The 24592-nt window shown below is 45.2% G+C and carries 19 protein-coding genes; 12 read left to right on the forward strand and 7 right to left on the reverse strand.

Going from position 1 to position 24592, the window contains the following annotated elements; genetic code table 11:
* The first annotated feature begins 99 nt into the window (after positions 1-99).
* The 10 genes from MKZ13_RS06640 (at position 100) to MKZ13_RS06685 (ending at position 12012) form a co-directional block, all read left to right on the forward strand.
* Positions 100-1035 (forward strand): helix-turn-helix domain-containing protein, encoded by a 936-nt coding sequence (locus MKZ13_RS06640; RefSeq protein ID WP_221819145.1) that lies wholly within the window; start codon positions 100-102, stop codon positions 1033-1035.
* 27 nt (positions 1036-1062) lie between these two features.
* Complete coding sequence (locus MKZ13_RS06645; protein WP_221819146.1) at positions 1063-1551, forward strand: DinB family protein; 489 nt, start codon at positions 1063-1065, stop codon at positions 1549-1551.
* 191 nt (positions 1552-1742) lie between these two features.
* Complete coding sequence (locus MKZ13_RS06650) at positions 1743-2030, forward strand: hypothetical protein (protein ID WP_101314123.1); 288 nt, start codon at positions 1743-1745, stop codon at positions 2028-2030.
* A 1483-nt stretch (positions 2031-3513) separates the two neighbouring features.
* A complete protein-coding gene (locus tag MKZ13_RS06655; protein WP_221819148.1) occupies positions 3514-4035 on the forward strand; it encodes a GNAT family N-acetyltransferase in 522 nt (173 codons plus the stop codon).
* A 436-nt stretch (positions 4036-4471) separates the two neighbouring features.
* Positions 4472-5317 carry a rhamnulose-1-phosphate aldolase gene (gene rhaD, locus MKZ13_RS06660; RefSeq protein ID WP_221819149.1) on the forward strand — a complete coding sequence of 282 codons (846 nt, stop codon included), beginning with the start codon at positions 4472-4474 and terminating at the stop codon, positions 5315-5317.
* Between the two features lie 278 nt (positions 5318-5595).
* Positions 5596-7413, forward strand: a complete 1818-nt coding sequence (locus tag MKZ13_RS06665) for an APC family permease (protein ID WP_036669004.1) — start codon at positions 5596-5598, stop codon at positions 7411-7413.
* Positions 7414-7756: 343 nt separating this feature from the next.
* On the forward strand, positions 7757-8719 hold the full coding sequence (locus MKZ13_RS06670; RefSeq protein ID WP_339182746.1) for a sugar ABC transporter permease: 963 nt from the start codon (positions 7757-7759) through the stop codon (positions 8717-8719).
* A complete protein-coding gene (locus MKZ13_RS06675; RefSeq protein WP_036669010.1) occupies positions 8716-9537 on the forward strand; it encodes a carbohydrate ABC transporter permease in 822 nt (273 codons plus the stop codon). Before MKZ13_RS06670 ends, MKZ13_RS06675 begins: the two co-directional genes overlap by 4 nt.
* A gap of 381 nt (positions 9538-9918) precedes the next feature.
* A complete protein-coding gene (locus MKZ13_RS06680; RefSeq protein WP_339182748.1) occupies positions 9919-11292 on the forward strand; it encodes an ABC transporter substrate-binding protein in 1374 nt (457 codons plus the stop codon).
* Positions 11293-11874: 582 nt separating this feature from the next.
* Complete coding sequence (locus MKZ13_RS06685; protein ID WP_339182750.1) at positions 11875-12012, forward strand: Imm17 family immunity protein; 138 nt, start codon at positions 11875-11877, stop codon at positions 12010-12012.
* Between the two features lie 328 nt (positions 12013-12340).
* Here the strand turns inward: MKZ13_RS06685 and MKZ13_RS06690 are convergent, their stop codons facing one another.
* The gene (locus MKZ13_RS06690; RefSeq protein ID WP_221819155.1) at positions 12341-14929 is read right to left on the reverse strand and encodes a glycine betaine ABC transporter substrate-binding protein; all 2589 of its coding nucleotides are present in this window, start codon (positions 14927-14929) and stop codon (positions 12341-12343) included.
* Positions 14895-16124 (reverse strand): glycine betaine/L-proline ABC transporter ATP-binding protein, encoded by a 1230-nt coding sequence (locus MKZ13_RS06695; protein WP_339182752.1) that lies wholly within the window; start codon positions 16122-16124, stop codon positions 14895-14897. The genes MKZ13_RS06690 and MKZ13_RS06695 overlap by 35 nt, the downstream gene beginning before the upstream one ends.
* Before the next feature lie 501 nt (positions 16125-16625).
* Here MKZ13_RS06695 and MKZ13_RS06700 point away from each other — a divergent pair.
* Positions 16626-17201 (forward strand): GbsR/MarR family transcriptional regulator, encoded by a 576-nt coding sequence (locus MKZ13_RS06700; protein ID WP_221819156.1) that lies wholly within the window; start codon positions 16626-16628, stop codon positions 17199-17201.
* 126 nt (positions 17202-17327) lie between these two features.
* Here MKZ13_RS06700 and MKZ13_RS06705 read toward each other — a convergent pair whose 3' ends face one another.
* Both MKZ13_RS06705 and MKZ13_RS06710 read right to left on the reverse strand, forming a co-directional pair.
* Entirely contained in the window at positions 17328-18959 is a 1632-nt protein-coding gene (locus MKZ13_RS06705; protein WP_339182754.1) for a helix-turn-helix domain-containing protein, read from the reverse strand.
* A gap of 185 nt (positions 18960-19144) precedes the next feature.
* Positions 19145-20431, reverse strand: a complete 1287-nt coding sequence (locus MKZ13_RS06710) for a DUF5050 domain-containing protein (protein WP_221819158.1) — start codon at positions 20429-20431, stop codon at positions 19145-19147.
* Positions 20432-20700: 269 nt separating this feature from the next.
* On the opposite strand from MKZ13_RS06710, the gene MKZ13_RS06715 reads away from it, so the two are divergent.
* On the forward strand, positions 20701-21687 hold the full coding sequence (locus MKZ13_RS06715; protein ID WP_221819337.1) for a Gfo/Idh/MocA family oxidoreductase: 987 nt from the start codon (positions 20701-20703) through the stop codon (positions 21685-21687).
* 3 nt (positions 21688-21690) lie between these two features.
* On the opposite strand, the gene MKZ13_RS06720 is transcribed toward MKZ13_RS06715, so the two are convergent.
* The 3 genes from MKZ13_RS06720 to MKZ13_RS06730 all read right to left on the reverse strand — a co-directional run bounded on the left by MKZ13_RS06720 (position 21691) and on the right by MKZ13_RS06730 (position 24354).
* Positions 21691-22485: a MurR/RpiR family transcriptional regulator gene (locus MKZ13_RS06720; RefSeq protein WP_339182756.1), complete on the reverse strand. Its 795-nt coding sequence runs from the start codon at positions 22483-22485 to the stop codon at positions 21691-21693.
* Positions 22486-22622: 137 nt separating this feature from the next.
* Positions 22623-23456 (reverse strand): ABC transporter permease subunit, encoded by an 834-nt coding sequence (locus tag MKZ13_RS06725; protein ID WP_221819160.1) that lies wholly within the window; start codon positions 23454-23456, stop codon positions 22623-22625.
* Entirely contained in the window at positions 23449-24354 is a 906-nt protein-coding gene (locus MKZ13_RS06730) for an ABC transporter ATP-binding protein (RefSeq protein WP_221819161.1), read from the reverse strand. The genes MKZ13_RS06725 and MKZ13_RS06730 overlap by 8 nt, the downstream gene beginning before the upstream one ends.
* Between the last annotated feature and the right edge of the window lie 238 nt (positions 24355-24592).

Raw genomic sequence — 24592 nt, forward strand, 5'->3', positions numbered from 1 at the left:
TCCTCCGGTAGGGCACTTTTTTTCTTCATATCTTCGGTTGGTGGTATGATAGATGAATACATAATGTGTAACCAACTCTAGTGACCGGAGGATGGAATTGTGGATCACAGCTTGCACCCGTTGTTTAAACCTATTCAGATGAATGGAACGTACCCTAACAGTTATTATGTTGAGAAAATACCTGCTGCCGGTCTGATGGCTTATGTGGCCTGTTATTGGGAATCAGGATCTCTTCCGAACACATATGCGGATGTTGCTAAGAGAGAAGGTCCAGAGCGATCGATGACAACGGTACCTGCACGGGTATTGCCGGATGGTTGCACGGACATGCTGATTACATATGACCCAGTCTGTTCAGAGCACTCCTATGCTTACTGTGGCAATTATACACAGCCGTTCGCTGTGCCTGAGCCATCCGATGATGGTTCCCCTGCTGGAGACTACACCTTTGGTGTCCGGTTCTTCCCGGGTGGAGCGCATGTCTTCCATGGCATGCCTCTGGAGTGGTTTACGGATAAGCGAATTGCACTTCAGGAATGTTGGCCGGAGAAGCTGAATGAGCTTCAGGAACGGATGGCCGAAACGAATCGTTTTGCAGAACGAGTAGAGGTTATGAATGCGTATTTGAGTCCGCTGTCGGTGCAGGCAAGTACATCTGAGAACGATCTGATGAAAAATGTGCTGCACCGTATCTTTATAGATGGGGGACGTATGAGTGTCCAAGAGCTGGCGATGCGTGAAGTGATCAGTGAACGGCAGTTGCATCGCAAGTTCTCGGAATGGGTCGGAATCAGCCCCAAGCGATTCAGTGAGGTGGTTCGTTTTCATCGTGTGCTGAGTGATATTCATCAGGGGAACACGGCAGACTGGGCAATGCTTGCCCAGAATCATGGATTTTTTGACCAAGCCCATCTGATTCGGCAATTTCGCAAGTTTTATGGAGAGACTCCGTTGACAGCAGCCAGGGAGTATGGCAGAATGTTGTCCGATTTGTACAATAGATCTGTAGCACCTTCGGTTATACTGAAGTCGTGAGAATAAAAGATAAGGGAGACATCATATATGAATGGAACATTGCAGATTCGGGATCACTTGTTAAATGAATTGGAAACAGGCGTACGGACGGGAGCTTCGTTAATTCGCTTGATCCGTTCGGAGGAGTGGTCTTATCGTCCACAGGAGAATATGCGTTCTTTGGTGGAGCTAGTGCATCATTTTATCCAGATTACCGCATCCGATCTTGCTATTATGCAGGAAAAAGGTGAAGCTGAGGTTGGTCTGGTGGAGAATAGTCTGTCGGGGATTGAGGATATCGAGAAGCTTGAAGCAACGTTATGGAGCAATTTCGAATCCTACAAAGCCTATATCACGGGATTGAGCGAAGATGACTTTTTGAATCGTTCAACGAAAGCTTTTTATATGGAACATGGTCACTTGCAGGTTCAATGGCAGATTGAAACGGTAACGCATGTATTCCATCACCGTTCGCAGCTGTATAACTATCTCAAGCAGCAGGGCCATGAACTGAACTTTTTCATGCTGTATGCGTAATTAAACTTGTTATATTTAAAGTAAGCTTAGTTGGCTCTACCGGATGGTCCGGTGGGGCCTTTTTTGCGTACAGTCGTCTATTAATCTATAAAGTCTATCAAAATTGGACATTATGACGCTGGTAATTCACCGTTGCTTTAATAGATTTCAAGCATAGAATACCGTATCAAAGCAAAAAGGAGGTGATTTCAATGGCCATCCTTTTACCACAACAGTTTTACAATCTTCCAGCCGGCGTAGGCAAGTCCTACTATGAAAACTTGGCTGGAGGTACCAATGCCAGCGCTACAGTGAACAACTTTGGACCTTTTCCAGTATCTCTCGTGATCACACGTGTTAATGCACCAGTAGTCACTTACGTTGTTCCTGTAAACAGCAGTCTTACCATTTCGGCAGGTGGAGTTCTGGTTTTTGCCTTATTAGCTAACCTTGGAGGCGCAGCTTCCGGAACAATTCAATTCGCCGTAGGAGATTTGTAATTGGTGTGAACTTGAATGGAATGGCCTCTGTCGGACATCTTGTCGGCAGGGGTCTTCTTTTTTAAAATGGATATACATAGGTTTAAAAGGGGATTTTGAGATAATAAAAGTTAATAAATTACTTGCCGCTTCCTAATTAAAATTATAAAAGAAATAACCCGCCATAGGTTGCCGTATGTAGTGGAGATCTGGCTTCACAGAATCTAGTATTTTACAATCGATATTATAAAGTAATAGATAGAATAGGTAAATTATTCCAAATGTGTGTTATAGTATATTTGGGTGGGAAATATAATATTTTGAATTTCTATGAACAAGAGGTGGAAAACAACTATGAAAAATAGAAACATAACAGGTATTGTAGTGGCCATAATTTATTGTGTTGTTCTTTATGTTTTTTTAACTGATGCCCCCCCCTGGTGAAGCTCCAAATAATCCGTTTTGGATTTATTTATTGATTCCAATTGGAGCTATTGTAATTACGTCTCTTTTTGATTATGTGATCAAGTTCGATTTCTTCAGGAAAAAGAAGAAATAGAAGTAAAGAAAAAATTTCTAAAACATTTTTTGCGGGAGTTCTGCTCTCTACATCTATCTCACTACCAGCTTTTGCTCAGGATCAGGTAGATTTACCATCTTCTTTGCCAGTGTCACAAGTGGATAAAAGCCTCTTAGATTAGTTGAAAGCACAACCAGTAATTCTGTAACTTTTACAGATGGTTCTACATTAGTTCAATATGACAATTACTATATTGCGACCGATTCAAATGGAGAAGATGAGTTGAAAATTACAAAAGTCGATGATAGCAAGTAAAGTATGAAAATCTGCAAACCGGCGAAGTGAATTATGCAATCAAAAAAGTTAGACCCATTTATGAAGATCTCAGTTACGCTCCACAGGCATTAGCAGGAGATATCATGATTATACTGGATTTATTAATACTGTTTCGAAAATTCAGACTTGCCAACCTTATGGTTGTGGTACAGTAAATGAATTGTGATCTGTTAGTAATTGTAGATTGACGTTAGTTCCAACCTAGAACCCCCTTATTAAAAGATAGAAGGGGTGAAGTTAAGAAAAGATGTAAATTGAAAGTAAGAAATGAATATTGATAAAATTGTTACTCAACTTCCCCAGCTTAAATCACCTTGATATAGCTGGGTAAACCAAAAATCCATTCTTGTAGTATACAAAAAACAGCCCATTTACACACCTTTCTTTTTTATGGTTGATCCACACTTCCATGATACCAAACAAGAGAAGTGTTTTTTTGTCACTAGAAACAGTACTGTTTAAATCTTCTTAGGCCCACAAGGGGGTTGACTCATTATTTTAAGTGCGAAAGTTGAGTAAATAATAAATGCGTATTACCTTTAAACTTTAACAGTGCCTTTATACAGGCTTGTTTACTTTGGCGGTCATTCGATTAATTTAAGGTATAGGCGGCACGCAGACTGGTGTTGGCATACAGGAGGTTAGTCGATGATGAACAGGACCATCTTATTTGAAACCAAACGGTTGGTATGTGGGACTTGGAACGAAGGAGATCGTGCGCTGGCGTTTGCATTGTGGGGCGATCATGAGGTTGCCAAGTGGATTAGCAGCAAGGGATTTCTGAGCGAGGATGAGGTAGAAGCGCGATTGACACAGGAGATTCAAAGGCAGAAGGAAGCGGGTGTGCAATATTGGCCCCTTTTTGAGAAAGAGTCGGAGGTGTTTGTCGGTTGCTGTGGCCTGCGTCCGTATTCTCCTGAAGAGGAGATCTATGAATTGGGGTTTCATCTAACCCGGGATCACTGGGGGAAAGGGTATGCCCAGGAAGCAGCGCGTGCGGTGATTGCGTATGCCTTTGACAAAATGAACGTGAAGGCACTGTTTGCGGGGCATCATCCGGATAATGAAGTGTCACGTCACATCTTGATCAAGCTGGGATTTGAGTATACAGGTGATGAACGCTATGAACCGACAGGGAAGATGCATCCATCGTATATGCTGCGAAAATAAGAAACCCCCGGCCAATGAAGGACAGGGATTGCGTGTTAGGCGATTGGGTGAGTCTTGATCCGAATACCATGTTGTTCTCAATCGGGCCTGTAGAAAGGACTGCCATAGGTCTATCTCCTTTTTATTGTCCAAAGAGGATATATGTTTCATGCTTTTTTTATTTCGCTTTCAGCTTCTATTAAGGTAGCAGAGGTATGATAACTCTTGTAAACCCCTTCTCGTGTTAAATAGATGTGTGACTGACCCCGCCGGGCGCCGGTGGGGTATTTTTTTGTTTTATTTTCAAATAAACAAAACTAAACAAAAACAAATAAAAGTATATTTCTGTGTTTATTATTGACTATCAAAGATAAACAAAGGTATAATGAATGTGAAATAAGGAACTTACTATGTACGTGGCAAGCCATTTGATTTTCAATATAAGGAGAGATTGATCATGAACGTGACCCTTACCAATGAAACAACGCAGGCTGCAGGTTTCCATATTCCATTTGTCCGTGAGATGGCTGAAATTACTCAACATATGTGGAAAAATGGCTGGGATGAGCGCAATGGTGGTAATGTCAGCTATCTGCTGGAGGAAGAGGAAGTAGCCAAATATATCGATATCCAGCATGTGATTCGCAAGATCAAACCGGCATTTTCGGTGCAAGAGCTGGCAGGCAAGTATTTTATCGTGACAGCATCGGGTAAATATTTCAAAAATGTACTCGCTGATCCCGAAAGCAACCTGGGGTTGCTGCGTGTATCGCAAGATGGTCAGGAGCTGGAAGTGCTCTGGGGATTGGAGTCGGGGGCGAATCCAACAAGTGAATTACCTACGCATTTCATGAGCCATATTGAACGTCTGAAATTGGACCCGAACCACCGTGTTGTTATGCACAATCATGCGACTCATGTGCTGGCGATGACGTTTATCCACGAATTGGATGAGGCAAAATTCACGAAGACCCTCTGGCAGATGTGCACGGAGTGTGTGGTTGTATTCCCGGATGGGATCGGCATTATTCCTTGGATGATCCCTGGATCGAATGAGATTGGGCGCGAAACGGCTAAGAAAATGAAAGAATACCACGCGGTGATCTGGCCGCAACATGGCATCTTCGGAACGGGCACAACGATTGACGAGGCTTTTGGTCTGATTGAAACCATCGAGAAGGCAGCCCAAGTGTATATGCTGGTTGCTGGTCACGAGATCCGGCAGAGAATTACAGATGAGCAGCTGACCACACTGGCACAAGCGTTTGGTGTTACTCCTCGTCCCGGCATTCTGGGTAGTTAAAGGATGTTTTATTGCAATATAGTCAACGCATAAATCAAGGAAGTGGTCTTTGGTTCATTGAACCAAAGGCCATTTCCTTTTTTTTGGCGAACAATCGTCATTTTGGTTCAAAAAAGTTCAAATTGCTGAACAAGAATGGCTTTGTTATCGATTATTGAATCGTAGAATGCATTATCACGCGCTGGCGAATTTCGGGTGAAATGACGTATTGTCAATGGCTCTGCGATTTTGCATAATAACAATGCTTCACAGATGAGAGACGGAAGGAAGTTATGATCATGCTTGGCAAAATGAAGAGAATCTTAATAGGCAAGCCCATGAAATCGGCTGAACTGGATGGAGAAAAATTGGGGAAATGGAAGGCACTCGCCATCCTGTCCTCGGATGCCCTATCGTCCGTTGCCTACGGTACGGAACAGATTTTGCTGGTGCTCGTTGCGGCCGGATTCGCCGCCCTGTGGTACTCCGTTCCGATTTCCATCGCCGTGCTGGGATTACTCGTCATTTTAATTTTTTCATATCGCCAGACGATATTTGCTTATCCAACAGGGGGCGGCGCTTATATCGTAGCCAAGGATAACCTGGGTACAACATCCAGTCTGATTGCCGGAGGATCTCTGCTGGTCGATTATATTCTGACCGTTGCGGTAAGTTCGTCGGCAGGGACGGATGCGATTACGTCGGCTTTTCCTATGCTGCATGACTACAGTGTTGTGATTGCACTCATTATGATAGTTTTTCTAACGATTATGAATTTGCGGGGAGTAACGGAGTCAGCGTCTGTGCTGGCGATCCCGATCTATCTGTTTATTTTTTCAATTGCGGTTCTGATTATTTCGGGCGGAATCAAATTTCTTGCCGGGGGGATGGAAGCAGCTGCACCTGAATTCGGAACAAGTCTATCCCATGTGAGTATGTTTCTATTATTGAAAGCATTCAGCTCCGGTTGTTCGGCCTTGACTGGTGTGGAAGCGGTAAGTAACGCGATCCCGAACTTCAAGCAGCCTGCCGAGAAAAATGCCGCGGGTACATTACTACTTATGGGTTGTATATTGGGAGCCATGTTCATCGGCATCACCTTACTGGCTTATGGGTACGGAGTGAAGCCTGATCCCAAAGCAACGGTCATTTCCCAGATTGCTGAAGCGACGTTTGGCAGGGGCACGATGTATTTTATCATCCAGGGTGTAACGGCACTGATCCTGTTCCTGGCAGCCAACACAGCTTATTCGGCTTTTCCGCTGTTATCCTTCATGATGGCAAAGGATAAATACATGCCGCATGCATTTATGGTCAGAGGAGACCGCCTTGGTTTCTCAAACGGGATCATTTTCCTCAGTGTGATGTCTGCGCTGCTGGTGGTCGGGTTCAAAGGAAATACGGAAAGCCTGATTCCGCTCTATGCGGTAGGGGTGTTCATTCCATTTACTCTGTCACAGCTCGGTATGATGATTCGCTGGATCAAAGTGAAGCCGTCTGGCTGGCAGATGAAGTTGCTGGTCAATACCGTCGGTATGCTGACTACATTATCGATTACCCTGATCTTTATTTTCACCAAATTCACGCAGACATGGGTCATCTTTATCTTTTTGCCACTCGTTGTTTATGTGTTCATGCGTATTCACCGTCATTATTGCAACATTGCCGATGAGCTGCGGATTGATATTCAGGTAGATAAGCCAGCCAAGAAAGGCAATACGATAGTCATTCCTGTTGCGGGCATTACCCGGGTCGTCATGAATACGATCAGTTACGCCCAGACGATGTCGGATCACGTGGTCGCGCTGTACATTGGATTTGATGATGAGGCGATACGCAAGATGGAGCAGAAGTGGGAAGAGTGGAATCCAGGCGTTCGTCTGGTCGTGATCAAATCCAGATACCGTAGCATTATGGGGCCGCTCAAGAAATTCATTGATACCGTAGAGTGGAAAACGGCCGAGACCGATCATATCACCATTCTAATTCCACAATTCATCACCAAGCACTGGTGGCAAAATGTACTGCACAACCAGACCAGCTTCATGATCCGGGCCTATCTGATCAATTACAAAGACGTGATTGTCACCACGGTGCCATATCATCTTAATCGTTAACTCGAACGGTTAATCGCTTCACCTCGTTTGGAAGATTTACAGATTATTGTAAAATGAGTCACGTTCATTAATAGGCAAACGTTCATATTCTATTTACACATCAAACTGCAGGGACATCTCCAAACAGGGGAGTTCTTGCGGTTTTTTGTCATGAAATCCGGTCTGGATACCGCTTTCGAATGGATACACATTTGCGTAAAGTCCCTTGTCCATGATTAACGTTACGTTGATTCAGAATGAATTTTGCTGTGACATTCGACTCTTACACTAGATAACGTGGTGCTGAAGTTAATGTAACATCTCACACACACTGAATGCGTGAAACAAGGGGGAAGAAAATCCGATGAGTGAGCTTGATAACCGGATCAGCTTGCCCGCCGCCAAACGGCGCGTATCCGGTACGAGTGAGCGCCGGACAGCCTCGCTGCGTGTGCAGCGAATGCGGGAGAATATGCTGGCCTATGGTTTCCTGGCACCATCGCTGCTTTTGTTTGCAGTGTTTCTGTTTTACCCGATGTTTAAATCTGTGTATCTCAGTCTGCATTCCACAGATCCGACGGGGCAGATTGCGGCTTATGTAGGACTGGATAATTTCAAGGACGTGTTCCAATCAGGACTGTTTATGCAAGGGATGAAAGTGACATTACTATTTGTCCTGTTTACAGTCCCCACAGGCATGTTGGCTGCTCTGATTCTGGCTGCACTGACTCACAACCGGTTCAAGGGAATGCGTGTGTTCCAATTTGTATTTTCTCTGCCCGTGGTGTTATCCGTCGGTTCGTCAGCGGTGATCTGGAAGTTTCTATTCCATCCGACCCTGGGCATGCTGAATTATCTGCTTGGCAAAGTAGGTATTGATCCAATTCCTTGGCTTACCAGCCCGGATTGGGCGTTAATCTCGATCTCCATCATGACAATCTGGATGAATCTAGGGTTCAACTACATTATTCTATCCAGTGGTCTGGCAGGCATCCCGGATGAGATCTATGAAAGTGCCAAGATTGACGGCGCAGGTCCAGTACTTACTTTTCGCAAAATCTCGATGCCGCTCCTGTCACCTACGTTATTCTTTGTTACGGTCGTATCGATCATTGGTGCTTTTCAATCGTTTGGTCAGATCAACATTCTAACCCGGGGTGGCCCGATGGACAGTACAAATGTTTTTGTCTATTCCATCTATCAGGAAGCCTTTGTTAATTTCCGCTTTGGTACAGGTAGTGCACAGGCACTGATCCTGTTCGTGGTGATTATGCTGCTGACCCTGATCCAGTTCAAATGGGTAGAAAGGAAAGTGCATTACCAATGAGTGCGACATGGACCAAAACGCTGTTGTATGTATTACTGACGATCTGTGCAGCACTTGTACTGTATCCGGTGATGTACACCTTTTTCATGGCCGTCATGACGCCGGAAGATGCGAGTGCTTATCCGCCGCATATCATTCCAAATTCCATCGATCTGTCCAACTTTAGCGAAGTATTTGATATTGTTCCGATCGGCCGATTTATCGGCAATACCTTTCTTGTCGCAGGACTGACAACGCTTGGTCAATTGATTACAGCGAGTATGGCAGCCTATGCTTTTGCGAAAATGCAGTTCAAAGGCAAAAACGTCATCTTCAGCATGTTTGTCGCAACGATGATGATTCCGTGGGAAGTGACGATGATCCCCAACTACCTGACAGTTCGCAGCTGGGGCTGGCTGGATAGTTACCAGGGGCTTACCGTGCCGTTTCTGGCAACGGCGTTTGGTACATTCCTGCTAAGACAGTTCTTCATGCAACTGCCCAAGGAATTGTTCGAGGCAGCGAGGATCGACGGTTGTGGTCATATTCGCTATTTCATATCGCACGTCTTGCCTTTGTCCCGTCCGGCACTTGGAACACTGGCAATCTATTCATTCTTAAGCATGTACAATTCGTATCTCTGGCCGCTGCTGGTGACAAACACACCGGAAATGAGAACCGCACAGATCGGAATCTCGATGCTGGAGTTCCAGGAATCCACAGCGTGGAATCTGGTATTTGCCGGAACAGCCATGGTCATTCTACCATCCTTACTGTTATTGATCTTCGGGTTGAAACAGCTTGTCCGCGGAATGGCCGCAGGCGCGCTGAAGGGGTGAGAGGGGTAAGGTTTCCAACTATTAAATTGAAATTGAAGTGGAAGCTCTGAAGGTTTTGATCTAAAGATTGTGATTTAGAGGTTTTGAATTAAACCTTGTATCTTCGTACAAGGTCCACGGTTTGGTTATCAGGAGCGAATAAACAAGGCTCGTGTCTTGAAATAAGATCTTAAGAGAGAAACCACGGTAGTAGTGGAGGGGACGAAATCGATTCTGAAGAAGCAAAGCGTTTGCCTTTATACACGGATTTTCCCCTCTAAAAGGGGATATAAAAAAATCCGGGGATAACAGCAATCAGAAGAACGATTCGTAACCGTAACGGCCACGCCGTGTCAATCTCCAGATTTATTCTGAAGCGAGCCATATAAAAGGAGAGCGATTATGAACAGATTTCGGTTGAAAAAAAGAGGTACATTTGCATTAATGCTGGCTGCACTCATGTTGGTCATTTCAGCTTGCGGAACAAAAGCTGAAACAAGCAGTCCGGCAAGTGGAGCACCAGCAGAAGCGGCCGCAGCTGAAACAACACAATTGACGTGGTGGCATTCCATGTCTGGCGCTGGGGAGAAAGCCATTAACCAACTCGCTTCCGACTTTAACGCTAGCCACCCCGACATTCAGGTAAAGCCCATCTATCAAGGGAAGTACGATGAGAGCTTGAACAAACTCAAAGCATCGATGGGCTCAGACAGCGGTCCAGACATTATCCAGGTCTACGAGATCGGTAGCAAGTTCATGATTGATTCGGGCATGATTACGCCAGTACAACAGTTCATCGACAAGGATCAGTTTGACCTGTCCCAACTGGAGCCAAACATCATAAGATATTACACCATCGATGGCAAATTGAACGCGATGCCGTTTAACACATCGAACCCGATCCTGTACTACAACAAGGATATGTTCAAAGCTGCAGGTCTGGATCCGGAGAACCCGCCAAAGACGTATGAAGAGTTTGAGCAAGCGGCAAAAACATTGGCGAAAGACGGTAAGCCAGGTGCATCCATGGCGATCTACGGCTGGTTCATGGAACAATTCTTTGCGAACCAGAATGCAGATTATGTAAACAATGGAAACGGAAGAACCGAAGCAGCTACAGATTCTCTGCTGAACTCCGAAGCTGGAGTGAAGACATTAACGTGGTGGAAAAAGATGATTGATGAGAAAACCCTCTCCAATCTGGGACGTAGCACAGACGATACAACAGCAGCATTTACCGCTCAGCAAATCGGTATGACCCTGGATTCTACGGCTGGCCTGCGTAAAATCGTAGAAGGTTCAGGTGGCAAGTTTGAACTGGGAACAGGCTTCCTGCCTCGTCCAGCGGATACCAAAGAAGGCGGCGTTGTGGTGGGTGGAGCAAGCTTGTACATCATGAACAACAAATCCGAAGCACAACAGCAAGCGGCATGGGAGTTCATCAAGTACTTGGCTACACCAGAGGTGCAAGCGAACTGGAGTGTTGCGACAGGATACTTCCCTATTACGACAGCAGCCTACAATGAGCAAGTATTAAAGGATAATATGGCGAAGTACCCGCAATTCCAGACAGCAGTCGATCAATTGCACGCTTCTGCGGATTCGACAGCAACATCCGGGGCATTAATGGGTGTATTCCCGGAAGCGAGACAACTTGTCGAAGGAGCGATTGAAACCGTCCTGAATGGACAAGGTACACCACAGGAAGCATTGGATGCAGCAGCCAAACAAATTACAGACAAGATTGCGCAATATAATAGTACAGTGAAGAAATAACTGTAGACGCTTTGGATTAAAAACAGATGCGGCGCTTATTAATGATCGTCGCATCTGTTGTAATTTTATGGTATCCTCTGAGACCTAAGACGGATTTTTCTTAATGTACAGCCTGCTTGAACAAACGCGTCGATAACATGATGAACGTTATCAGGTTATGTCAGATCACAGGCCAAGTAACAAAAGTATGGCTTAAAAGTTTGAGGGATTGTATGTCGAAGTAAAAGATATTTAATTAATATGTGTCAGAAGTTCGATTTTATATACCATGGATAGGCCTAAAGTCGAGATGACGATTAATGTAAAAAACCCTCTTACGCGCTAACAATCGGCAAAAATCTACGAATAATTGCAGGGTGTATTCATTCTCCAGACGTGATATAGCTTAGAAAGATTTCGCGAAAATCAGCGGGTATTGTAAAAATTAATTCTCTATAGGCAAATGAATATAATATGTTTAACGCCCTAGAAACAGCATGCAGACTGCCATCTGCATGCTGTTTTTTTTACTAATTAATGCCTGTTAATTTTCACCAAGTGAAGGTATAGTAGACAGGATTATATTGAAGGAGTGTTGACGACATGCAAGAACAACCCGTTTTAATCGCGCTATTTGCCATAGCGGCAGGAATTTTTAGTTTGCTCGGTGGTATCAACAATTGGGATTGGTTTATGAAGAGTTTCAGAGCAGGGATTTTTGTGAAGACTATTGGAAGATAGGGCGCAAGAGTGGTATATGGTATTCTCGGTGTTGTCATGATTGTCATTGGTGTACTACTGTTACTGATCGGATAGATATTGGAAATAAACGAACTCACCAAGTATCATCTACATACGATGTTCATGAGCGAAGGCGAAGTAAGAGGATATGTGAGAAGAGTCAAATGGAAAAAGCGTGTGAAAGCGTAAATTAGCAGTATGCGGTATGACCAGGATAGAATATCAAATCAAATAGCATGCCTGAAAAAATCATAGTCAAAACAAAAAGACCACCGAAAAATTTCGGTGGTCTTATTACCAAATTCAGGTTTATCCATCTCAATCTGGTTTAATTATCTTTTAAGTCTTCTACAGAGTTGATATCCATATACGTTGGAACAACCAGACCTTGCTTGACTCCAGTCATACTGACAGCGATATCTTCGATCTTGTCTCCATATGTTTTCCAGTAGTCTCCATGTGTAAGCGGGAGCCATACGGCTGGAGAAGCATCGATATCACCTGCTGCCAAGCCTGCCCACATGGGTCCAGCTTCAACTTGTAGTGCTTTGACGGTATAACCGAGATCTGTCTCCAGCACATACTTCATCAGGTTGGTACTCGCAATTTCAGAGTCCCATGCAACATAACCGAGACGCAAATTGTCACCTTTAACAGGGGTTAACCCCTTGGTCCACTCTTCAATTTGGTCCGGATGTTTTTCTGCATAAGTCTTGGCAGCTTCTTCAGGCGAAACGCCCTTTTGAATGTCTACCATGATTTCACTCATTTGGTCCGCAGTCCAATTAAAGCGAGAGAAGAACTCATAGGCAACGGGATGATCTTCTTTGATTCCCTTACGTCCAACCGTGTGAACTTCCTCTGCATCGCCGAAAATCAAGTCGGGGTCGTCCAGATACTTCAGATCATACTGATTGAACATCCAGTGTGGAGTCCAACCCGTAACGATGATTGGTTCTTCATTTTTATAAGCTTTGTCCAGCGATGCAGTCATCGCGGCTCCAGAGCCTTCAATCAGATTCCAGTTAGACAAATCATAATGTTTAATGGCGTTTGCAGTGGCCTTCATCAGACCTGCACCTGGATCAATACCAACGATTTGGTGATTAACCTCTTCACCCACATTAGCACTTGCCGATGGAGTGGAAGAAGCGGCACCTGTCTCCAGATCTGCAATCGAATTGACTTCGGTCATGTAACTAGGAACCACGAGGCCTGTACGTACACCTGTCATATTGGCCCCCAGATCGTCCACCTGATCTTTGTAACGTTCCCAGTAGTCAGCGTGTGTCAATGGCAGCCAAGCTGCTGGAGAGGCATCTACGTCGCCCGAGGCAACACCCGTCCACATCGGTCCGGCTTCGACCTGTAGAGCGTTAACTTTATAACCCAATTCGTTTTCCATCACATATTTCAGCAAGTTGGTACTTGCGATTTCAGAATCCCAGGCCACATAGCTCAGTTTGAATGCATCACCGTTCACTGGAGTCAGACCTTTGGTCCACTCAGCAATCTGATCGGCATGTTTCTCAGCATAAGCTTTAGCTGCTTCTTCTGCGGATGTGCCACCCTGGATAGCAGTCATCATTTCACCCATTTCATCCGAGGTCCATTGGAAACGGGACAGGAATTCAAACGCAACAGGGTGATCTTCTTTTAGACCTTTACGGGCGATGGTATGAATTTCTTCAGCATCACCGAAAGATTTCTCAGGGTCTTCCAGATATTTCAGATCATACTTGTTGAACATCCAGTGCGGAGTCCAACCTGTAATAATGATTGGATCTTCATTTTTGATCGCTTTGTCCAGTGTGGCCGTCATGGCTGCACCAGAGCCTTCAATCAGAGTCCAGTCAGTCAATTTATAGTCTTCGATCGCTTTTGCAGCGGACTTCATAATACCAGCCCCTGGATCGATACCGATAATCTGATAGTTCACTTCTTGACCTACAGCGTTGGCTGCTGAATTGTTGCCACCAGCGGAAGTTGTGCCACCAACGAAGTATTGTGAGAAACCAGCTACAAGCACAAGGAATGTTGCCGCAGCAGTGATCCATGCTTTTTGCTTTGATGTAATGCTTGAGTTCTTTTTGCGACCTGGCATAAACACATTTTGTGTAAAACGGTCCAGAACAATCGCGAGTACAACAACGGCCAGACCGGCTTCGAAACCTTTACCGATTTGCAGTTGTGTTACGGCACGATAGACTTCCGCACCAATACCTTGTGCACCAATCATGGATGCAATAACAACCATGGACAGTGACAGCATGATGGTCTGATTAATACCGGACATCACGGTAGGCAAAGCGAGTGGAAGTTGTACTTTGAACAACTTTTGCATGGAAGTTGAGCCGAATGCATCAGCTGCTTCAACCAATTCGCCAGATACCTGTCTGATACCCAGGTGAGTCAGACGAATCGTTGGCGGAATCGCAAATATAACAGACGCGATAACACCTGGAACGACACCTAGACTAAAGAATGTAACCGCAGGCAGCAAGTAAACAAATGCAGGCATCGTCTGCATGAAGTCAAGCAGCGGTGTAATGATACGCGCCGCAGTTTTACTGTATGCGAGCCAGATTCCGACAGGTACACCAAGCAGGATCGAAACCAATCCTGAAGTGATAACCAGACCGAGTGTGTCCATCGATTGGGACCAGTATCCCAAGTTATCTACGAGCAAGAACCCGATAACCGTAAATAGTGTCAGTGGGAGTCGTCCTACGAGGAACGCAAGAACACCCAATATGGCAATGAACAGGAGTGGATGGGGCAGCAAGAACAGCCCGGAGAAATATCCGACAACCGCTTGAATAACGGTGGAAATTACATTAAACAATCCGGAGAGCGAGGAGCTCATCCAGTCAACTATGGATTCAATCCACGACGCTAGTGGTATTTTGGGAATCATTCACAAGTTCCTCCTTTACTGCAACTTCACCGCTAAGTGCACCCAGCAGGGCACCGCGGACGATAACACCTTGCAGACGGCCATTCTCACCAACAACAGCGAGAGGCACATGGGCTGAACTTACAATTTCGAACAATTCATGAATCAGGGTCTCAGGCGACACAGTAGGCCCGTCCGTGATCAGAATGTCTTTTAATACTTTGTTTTCACGCATCGCACGAGAAGCGTCTTCTGCTGTAATGACACCAAGCAGCTTCTTCGAACGGTCAATGACAAACAGGTTGGAAACGCCACTTTCGCGCATTAATTCGAGGGCAACACGAGGTCCGCGGTCAAGTGTGATTGTTTCAGGGCGACGCATTACGTGAGATGCTGTAAGGACCTTGGACAGATCCACGTCTTCGACGAAGCGGGCCACATATGAGTTGGCCGGTTGAATCATGATTTCTTCCGGTGTACCGATCTGCACAACTGCGCCGTCTTTCATGAGGGCAATACGATCGCCGATGCGCAGCGCTTCGTCCAAGTCATGGGTAATGAAAATAATCGTCTTTTTCATTTTATCCTGAAGCTCGATCAACTCATCCTGCATATCACGGCGAATCAATGGATCAAGTGCACTGAAGGCTTCATCCATCAGTAGTACTTCCGGGTCATTGGCAAGTGCACGCGCCAAGCCGACACGTTGCTGCATCCCGCCACTGAGTTCATCTGGCATTTTGTCTTCCCAGCCCTTAAGGCCAACCAGCTCAAGTGAGGTTTTTGCCTTCTCCCGGCGTACTTCCTTATCTACTTTTTGTATTTCCAATCCATACTCCACATTATCAAGAACGGTACGGTGCGGGAATAACGCAAACTTCTGGAAGACCATGCTAATCGTTTTCCGGCGCACTTCGCGCAATTGTTCTTTGTTCATCTTGCGTAGATCCTTACCATGGACCAGAATTTCTCCGGATGTTGGTTCAATCAGACGATTGAACATCCGAACCAGTGTGGATTTACCACTCCCGGACAGTCCCATAATAACGAAAATCTCGCCTTCCTTAATTTCCATGTTGACCCGGTTGACACCAACCGTTATCTGTTTTTCTTTGGCCAACTTTTCTTTACCCCAACCTTGCTCCAGTAATTGCAGACCTTGCTCGGTTTGGGGTCCAAACAATTTACTTACGTTTTTCACTTCAAGTATGGTCATGTTTTCACCCCTTCTGATGTGTTGTGCACTTCGAACGGCTTTCAGCATCCATAAGCCCATACACTTATGCGCCCAGCCACGAAATCCGGTAGTTGTTGCTTCGCTTCCCGTCTTTCTGGGTAACGAGTTTAATACTAACAATACTTAACCAGTATATCAACCGAATAAACAGTACATAATGTTTGTACAGTAAAAACTGTACAAAGTTTTTCGTCCAAATACTCCGTCATTCTCCTTATTCTGGCTAATAAGGCAGCTTTACATTTGACATTGCTTTTCCTACAATAGAAAATGAGCTGAATTGAAGCTGAATTTTTTGGTTAAAAGATAGTCATAGGCAATTGTAGCCTGGTAAAGTTCCCATTTTCATACATTGGGTGAATGAAAGCCCTCTGGCATATATGATGTCCGGCCGAGAGCTTTCCCATGTAAGCAGGACTTTTAAAGTGTTGCAATGATTTCGCCAAAGACTGTGGAATGTTCAGAATGGAGGTTGCAAGCATGGGCTTGGACCATTTACAAGAGGAACAGCAGGCAACCGTGCTGAAGATTCGTAAACGCGTCATTGAAGCTATTGGACGTAATATGGATCTTTACGGCGTTACGCTGTCAACGGGACACTTATATGGATTGCTATTTTTTGCAGACAAACCAATGACCCTTGACGATATGGGACGGGAAATGGAAATGAGCAAAACGAGTATGAGTACAGGTGTACGAACACTGCTGGATTTGAAAATGGTAAATAAAGTGTGGAGCAAGGGCTCCAGAAAAGACCTATATGAAGTCGAATATGACTGGCATCAGACGTTTACGGATTATTTTGCAATTAAGTGGAGAAAAGCCGTGGAGAGTAACCTTCAGGTTCTACGCAAATCAATTGATGAACTGAATCGATTAGTCGAAGATCTGGATGAAGAGGCGGATGCTGAACTTATCCACATCCTGATGGAAGACAAACACAAGGTTTTGCAAGCGGAAGCATATTACAAATGGTTGGATCGGTTGATTGATACCATGGAAGATGAAGAGATATACAAGCTGGTTCCGAAGGAAGAGATTAAGGAACATTCATAATTACATGCAAAGGGCCCTTTCCGTTTAGGAGAGGGCCCTTTGGTCTGTGCAATATCTTACTGATTTATAATGAAGGAACACGATGTAAAAGATAATCTTGCCCATCGTACCAACCTATGTTCACATCTAATGTCCGATCAGACCTGCCTGAGGAAAGACTACAGATTGCTGAGCAATCTGTTTCAGTTCGTTCAGAATCTGCAACCGGCCAGCCGGGGTCCAGCATAACCGTTGCCAGTTCGAAATATCGTGAACGTTACCATACAATACAGCAGGGGATCGATTCCATGAAGCCGTTTGTTTCATGCGTCGGAACAGCTTTTCATTGGCAGGCTGAAGCGAAGCACGATGGATCAACAGGTAATCCGTGTCCAGCACCGGGATACTATCCGCAACATACTCATTTCTGGAGCTTTCGGGAGATACAAGCTCAGCGGGCTGAAGTCCCAATTCAGCATACAACAAGTGATTTAATGGATGCTCGCCAGTCCCTTGTAAGCGAATGAACTGATTCGTAACCTCGATCAGAGCCAACCTGTTTTGTCCGAAATAGGGTTGCAGGTTCAGGCTTGCTTCAAGCTTGCGAAACGCAAATTCTTTGAAATTCAGTAACGCTTGTTTCTCACGTCCGACCAGTTCGGCGATGCGAATATGGTTCTCTTTCCAGTCATCAGTGGACTCCAAGATGATGGTAGGTGCAATACTTTTCAGGCGATCGTAATAAGGCTTGTGGTAAAAGTCACCGATGATCAAGTCTGGCTTCGCCTGCCGAAGTTGGTCTAATTGTCTGGTTAATCGGCGTTCTTGTTCATATTCATCCGATTCTCGGTCAAACACACTTTGATCTTCCAGCACAGCTACCGGGCGCAGTCCAAGCGAGGCCAAGTTCTCATGGAATCCCATAATGGATGCCGTAGCTACGCGAAGTTGATCTCTTTTCATATATACGCTGGGAGCGATCCCCAAGGTTTGTTTGAATTTGCGGCTAAAATAATATTCATTGCCATACCCGACAGATACCGCGACGTCTTTGAGGACACAGGATTCCTCTGTCAGCTGTTTTTTTGCTTCGTTTATACGTAAACGATTCAGGTAATCGGTCGGTGACATGCCTTTGGCCTTCTTGAAACTGCGTGAATAAGAGCTGGGGGTGAGTCCAGCAATCTTGGCAAGCTGATCCATGCTGATTCCTTCACTCATGTAACGTCGCATATACATAATACTGCGTTCCAAGGCAGGGTCCACTTTCTCATGATTGGCTTCCAGCCGGTTCTCTGAGAGAAATTGCAACAGTTCATGCAGCTGGCTATGTATGCTGATAAAGTGATCCGGTTGCAGACCGCGATAGGTTTCATACAGTTGTTCCAAACGTAATACAGCCTGCTGCTCATGACGAACCAGCAACCTGCCTGTCTGCCAATCCAGCGGGAAGGCGGGTGAAGAGGTCATTTTCCATTCACCGCGCACTTGCTGCAAACAAACCGTATCCATGCTTAGTAATATACATTCGGTCATATTCGAGCGTGCAGCGGCCTCAATGGCTGTTCCTGGCTTCAGTACGAATAAGCTACCGGCTTGCGCCGTATAGACTGTATCATTCAGGACCAGAACACCGTCTCCTTGCAAAATAAGACAGAGCATGGGCCGTGACACCGTCTTGCCTTGCACACGGAAATTCTCCCCACGACGCACACGGCACATGGAGGAGAGGAGCGGTAGAGATGAGGTTTCAGCAATGAAGGGAAACTGTTCAGTCATACGGACCATCCTTTTGTCTTATTTTCTTAATGATAACAATTATCATTCTCATATGGAAGATGTTTTTGAAAAATAGTTTTCGACAACCAAAAAAGGACTACCAGGAGCCATGATGGCTGCAAGGTAATCCTTTTTGTTACGGACATGTCCGTTGTATGGGCTATACGCCTGAATCAACATATATGTTAGTACGGTGTCACCAATAGAATATTGTCGAGGAAAACGTCACTCATTACTTTTTTCCCTGTTCCACCCGTTTGCACGTGATACAAGCGATATTGATCTTTGGCATTGATGTAGAAGAGGCCCGCAACATCATCTCTGATATGGAATGCATCCCATTCGTCCCCGGTAAGTTTCGTTACCTTGAGAGCTGTATTAACCGAATAGAGTCCGTTGTTGCCAGAGATGTATGCAGCCGTAGATGTACCATTGGTCAACTGATTCGCCACATAAGTTACATTTGTCAGGTTCAGGTTGGCAGACTTGGTCACTTTGTTGCCCGAGACCGTTTTGGCATAAGCCTTTTTGTCTGCATCGATAAGGACAACTTTGTCTGTACCTAAGGCACTTACTTCACGAACGCTTTTGTTATGAAGCTGAAGTGTTTTGGCTGAAGTTGTTAACGCAAACGCTTTGCCTTTGGCATAATTGTAATCCTTATTGCTGTCGAGAACGATTCCTTTGTTATACACGTAAAGATTGTTTCCCCAACCACCGGAATATACAGCATTCACATCCAGTTTGGCTTTGGGATTAACCGAAGTTGCTTTGCCAGTGTTGTAGTTCACCTTATACATGACAACAGCATTGGTAGAATAGAAATCCTCGTAGGGGTCTGTATTTACCATCAGTTGCAGTTCGTTTTTGGATTGATTTGTAAAATAACGTCCTTCTACTGCACCTGCGGCAATCCGCTGCACAGCGCCAGAACCGTTGGACGTTTTGGACACAATCCACGTATTTCCATTAACCAACGCATTATAGTAGGCACGCCCTTTGGTTACCAGGAGGAATGGGAAGTCGGTATCAGCCTTGTCAGCAATCTTGGTGACAGCTGAAGCGTCACTATTGCCATTCGCGCGATAAATGGTACCTGTAGCATCCAGATAATAGATGAATCCGTTATCCGTATAATAGCTGAGTACATCCGTAGCAAATGTCTCTGCCGCATCGCTGGACCCGTCATTCGGAACCCGAAGCAGTGTTGTGGAAGAAGCAGTCTGCGTGTAGTAGAGATAAGAGCCTGCCGCGTGCAAGTCCACACCTTGAAAATCAATTAATACTTCTGTTGTATTGCTGCCATCCGCGGATACTTTGTACAAAACGCCGTCGGATTCATAATACACTGTGGATTGGCTAAGTGAAGCTGCCTGGGCTGAGGTTCCACCTCCCAATGTCACTGCTGCAATGAGTGTAAATAACAGCAATGTACAGATGGTGCGTTGTAAGTATGTATGCCTTGTTTTCATTCGTTCATCGTCCCCTTCGTTCTTCTATATGTATGTCGTTAATTCCTTATGTTATATCGGTAAACTATGGAAGATATGTTAGATCTCAAACATGAAAAAAAGAAGAGGATGAAATTGAATTTCACACCTGTCCAAACCTGAAATCGAATTGCGCATGATGCTGCCATTCCCCTCCCAAAGCGTTCTCCGCCTGACATGATCGTGATAACATTACACTCAACCAGAGCAGAGGCCAACTGACAATCCAACGACAGGAGCGAAAAGATATGATGAATATAGCAACGATTGGTACAGGGTCCATTGTGGATGCCATTTTATCTGCGATTAATGAACTGGATGATGTTACGTGTACAGCGATGTACTCCCGGAAGAGAGAGACAGCACAGGAGCTTGCGGGTAAGTATGGGGTCAGTACCATCTATACGGACCTGGAATCCCTATTTTCAGATACAAATGTAGATCTCGTATATATTGCTTCACCAAACAGCATGCATTACGAACAGGCCTATCAGGCACTTCAACATGGCAAACATGTCGTCTGCGAAAAACCGTTCACGTCCACGCTTCAGGAAGCAGAAACGCTGATTGCACTTGCAAAAGAAAAGAATCTGTTGCTGTTTGAAGCCATCTCCAACATTCATCTGCCCAATATTAAAGTCATACAGGGGCAACTACCAAAGCTTGGTCCGATCAGACTCATCCAGTGTAACTACAGTCAATACTCGCGCAAATACAATGATCTGCTTGCAGGGGAGACGCCGAACGTATTCAATCCACAATTCTCTGGTGGAGCGCTGATGGATATCAATATTTATAATCTGCATCTGGTCATGAATCTGTTTGGCAGTCCGAATGCCGTATCGTATACCGCGAACCAGCATGCAAACGGCATTGATACATCAGGTGTTGTGGTTCTCCAATATGCGGAGTTTATTGCGGAATGTGTAGGTGCCAAAGACACAAACAGTATGAACTTTGTGCTCATTCAGGGTGAGAAAGGTTATCTTCAGGTTGTGGGAGGAGCAAACGGTTGCCGGGAGATCAAGCTTCAGATCGGGAACGAGCCTGCTGCGGCGTATAATGCCCAGAGCCAATCCAATTGGCTGTACTATGAGTGGGAAGCGTTCAGGGACATCCATGCAAATGGGGATTACAAAAGGTGTTACGAATTGCTCGAACACAGCCAGTCTGTGATGAGTGTACTTATGAGTGCGCGTAAGGATGCCGGGATCGTATTTGCAGCGGACCAACGTTAATCGTTAATACGTATCGCTAATGCTGCCCATGTATAACATGTCGAAAAGATAGAGTACCGAGACCATCGAAGACATTTTGGATAACCTTAATTGTTCATTGTATCCGTAAGCCAGTAACGTTTCATCACAATGTCTGGACAGGGTTGAATGGTTGTTGCCCGTGACTGCGATGACTTTCATCTGTTTGTTGCTCAGCACTTTGGCAGCTTCAATCATGGATTGGTTCTCACCTGTGTGTGATATAACAAAAGACAGCGTCAGGTTATTGGGGTTCATCGTGTTCAAATAATGCATGTTGGGACTATTGTGAGCAATCGCAGATATGCCGAGTTCATTCCATTTGGCACAAGCCTGTTGAGCCAGATAATAATTCATATCACTGCCATAGACATCAATGCGTACGGATTCTTTGACCCAGTTCGCGATTCGTAACAAAACAGGAGCGTTTAACATCCGGCGTGTATCTTCCAGCGCCTGCTGGTACAGGTAAGGAACCGAGTCGATGGCAGCCAGCACGTTCCCTTGTTCTGCAATTGCATGATCCTGCGTTTGCAACGCGGAGGGCATCTGTTGATATTCAAGGGCAAGCTTGAGCTGAAAGTCTGGGTACCCCTTGGTACCCAGCTTTTTGCATAAGCGAACAATGGTGGATGAGCTTGTATAGGTCTGCTGAGCCAATTCATGGGCTGTAGAATCAAATACAACTTCGGGATTGTTCAGGATATGGTTCACAATATGTTTCTCCTGTGCCGTCAATTGTGAAGCATATTTTAATTTTTGAAGTAGTTTGGATTCCATACAGTTGTTCCATTCCTCTCTAGAATCATCCCATAACATATATCTCCACATCATAACCCGCGTATATTTATTTCTCAATCTGTATAGCGGAGCGACAGTGTAAATCTGTTGAATTTCTTCGCTACACTCCACATCATTTAGATCTGACTTTCCGCCAGTTGTTGACGACTATTCCATAGCGTGACGAAACGAAGGAGAACCACACTAGTGAGCATAAGCACTGCTCCAATCATGAGTAACATCCAAGGACCAATCAGCAGCATGCCACTGGCTTGACCAGCGACTAAGGCAATGAGGGGAAGGACAATTAATCCGCCGAGCTGATACGCTTCCTGGAACCCACGGACCTTGGCCGAGATCAAGACGTTCAATAAAATGACCATAAGACTACAAGCGGGAACAACCCACACCACAAGTATGATCCAGTTCAGATTGGGAAACATCAACGTTCCAAACATGGGGTACATCAGAATATTGGCAATGATTCCGTAGATCAGGAAAGTAACCCAGGATAATAGAATGGAAGGGATCAGGGCAGCTAGCACTTTGCCTTTAAAAAGAGTGCTCATACTGATCGGTGTGAATAACAACCCTTCCAGCGTCTTGCGTTCCTTTTCACCAGCGAAACTATTGGCCGTCAGAATGCTGGAGGCCATCACCGGAATGATGAGAAACAAGGGAGCGAACATATACATGGCCAAGTAATAGACAATACGATGATTATCTGTAGGCATGGAAGCAAGCTGAGGAATCTGTCCACTTTGGGTTAACGCATCCAATGATTCAAGCAGAAAGCTGATGTTGCCCAGTGAACGAAGTTCCATTCTGGAGGCCGCCCACAGGAGGGCAGAGGGCATAATAATTCCGATAATCAGTGGGACGATCAACATGGGCAACCAGAGCTGAACGCTGGCTGTGACGGACCGGATATCTTTACGTACCAGTGCACGTATGGCTTGGCGGTTATTCATGGTGGTGTGCCTCCCTTATGGCAAAATAGATACTTTCCAGATCACTGCCCGTGATGCGGGCCTGATAGACTTGACCGTGCTCCGTTAATTGCCTTAGCAGTAATGGAATATCTTCACGCGATGTTAGCTGAAATACTGCTTGATGTGCGGAGATTATTTCAGGCGTAAAGTTGGTTGCCGTGTGCCATCCATCGGGCATTTCGGCTTCTACTTCGAGCTTCGGAGTGGACAGGTACCGGCTAACAATCTCCTGTTCCGTGCCTTCCTCCACGATGCGCCCCTTTTCCATGAAAATATAATGATCACAGACGGCTGACAGTTGGGACAGCACATGGGATGAGACCAAGATTGTCATCTTTTCTTCCTTATTTAACTGACGGATAATGCGCAGCACCATCTGAATTCCATCCGGATCCAGGCCATTGGTAGGCTCATCCAGAAACAGGATGGAAGGACGGTGCAAGAGTACTCGTGCAAGGCCCAAGCGTTTCTTCATGCCTGTGCTATAGGTGCCGACGTTTCGATGCTGATAATCCTGCAACTCAAACAGAGTTACAAGCTCGTCGATTTGTTTCTTGGCATGCTTCAGGCCAAAAACATCTGCGAAGAAAGTCAGATTGTCACGCCCGCTCATATTTTCATATAATCCACTTTGTTCGGTAAGAGTGCCACACATGGCCAGTACTTTCTCCGCCTCACAAGCGGCGTCCAATCCGTTAATGGTTACCTGTCCACCGGAAGCGCCCAAGACCCCATTCATGATACGGATCAGTGTGGTTTTGCCCGAACCGTTGGGTCCAATCAACCCGGTGACACTGCCTTGTTTAACTGTGAAACTGACATCATGCAGTGCTTGATGCACCTTGAATTGCTTGGATATGTTACGTACTTCGATCATGCATATTCACCGTCCGATCTGAGTTTGGAGATTATACGTGCGGTAGGCTGATATCGTTCAAATGGACGACAAAAAAGATATTTTCCTCCTTCAATAGTCCCGAATGTAGAATGCACATTTACCCTGAAGTCTGCCTGAAATCGGGTCTCAGGTTTGTTTTCACTCTGCCTTGTAACATGTATCCTTATTTTAGGGTAGAACATCCGTTTCATTGCTATTCATAACGTGGTAATGGAAG

Source organism: Paenibacillus sp. FSL R5-0701 (assembly GCF_037973995.1).
Taxonomy (GTDB): domain Bacteria; phylum Bacillota; class Bacilli; order Paenibacillales; family Paenibacillaceae; genus Paenibacillus.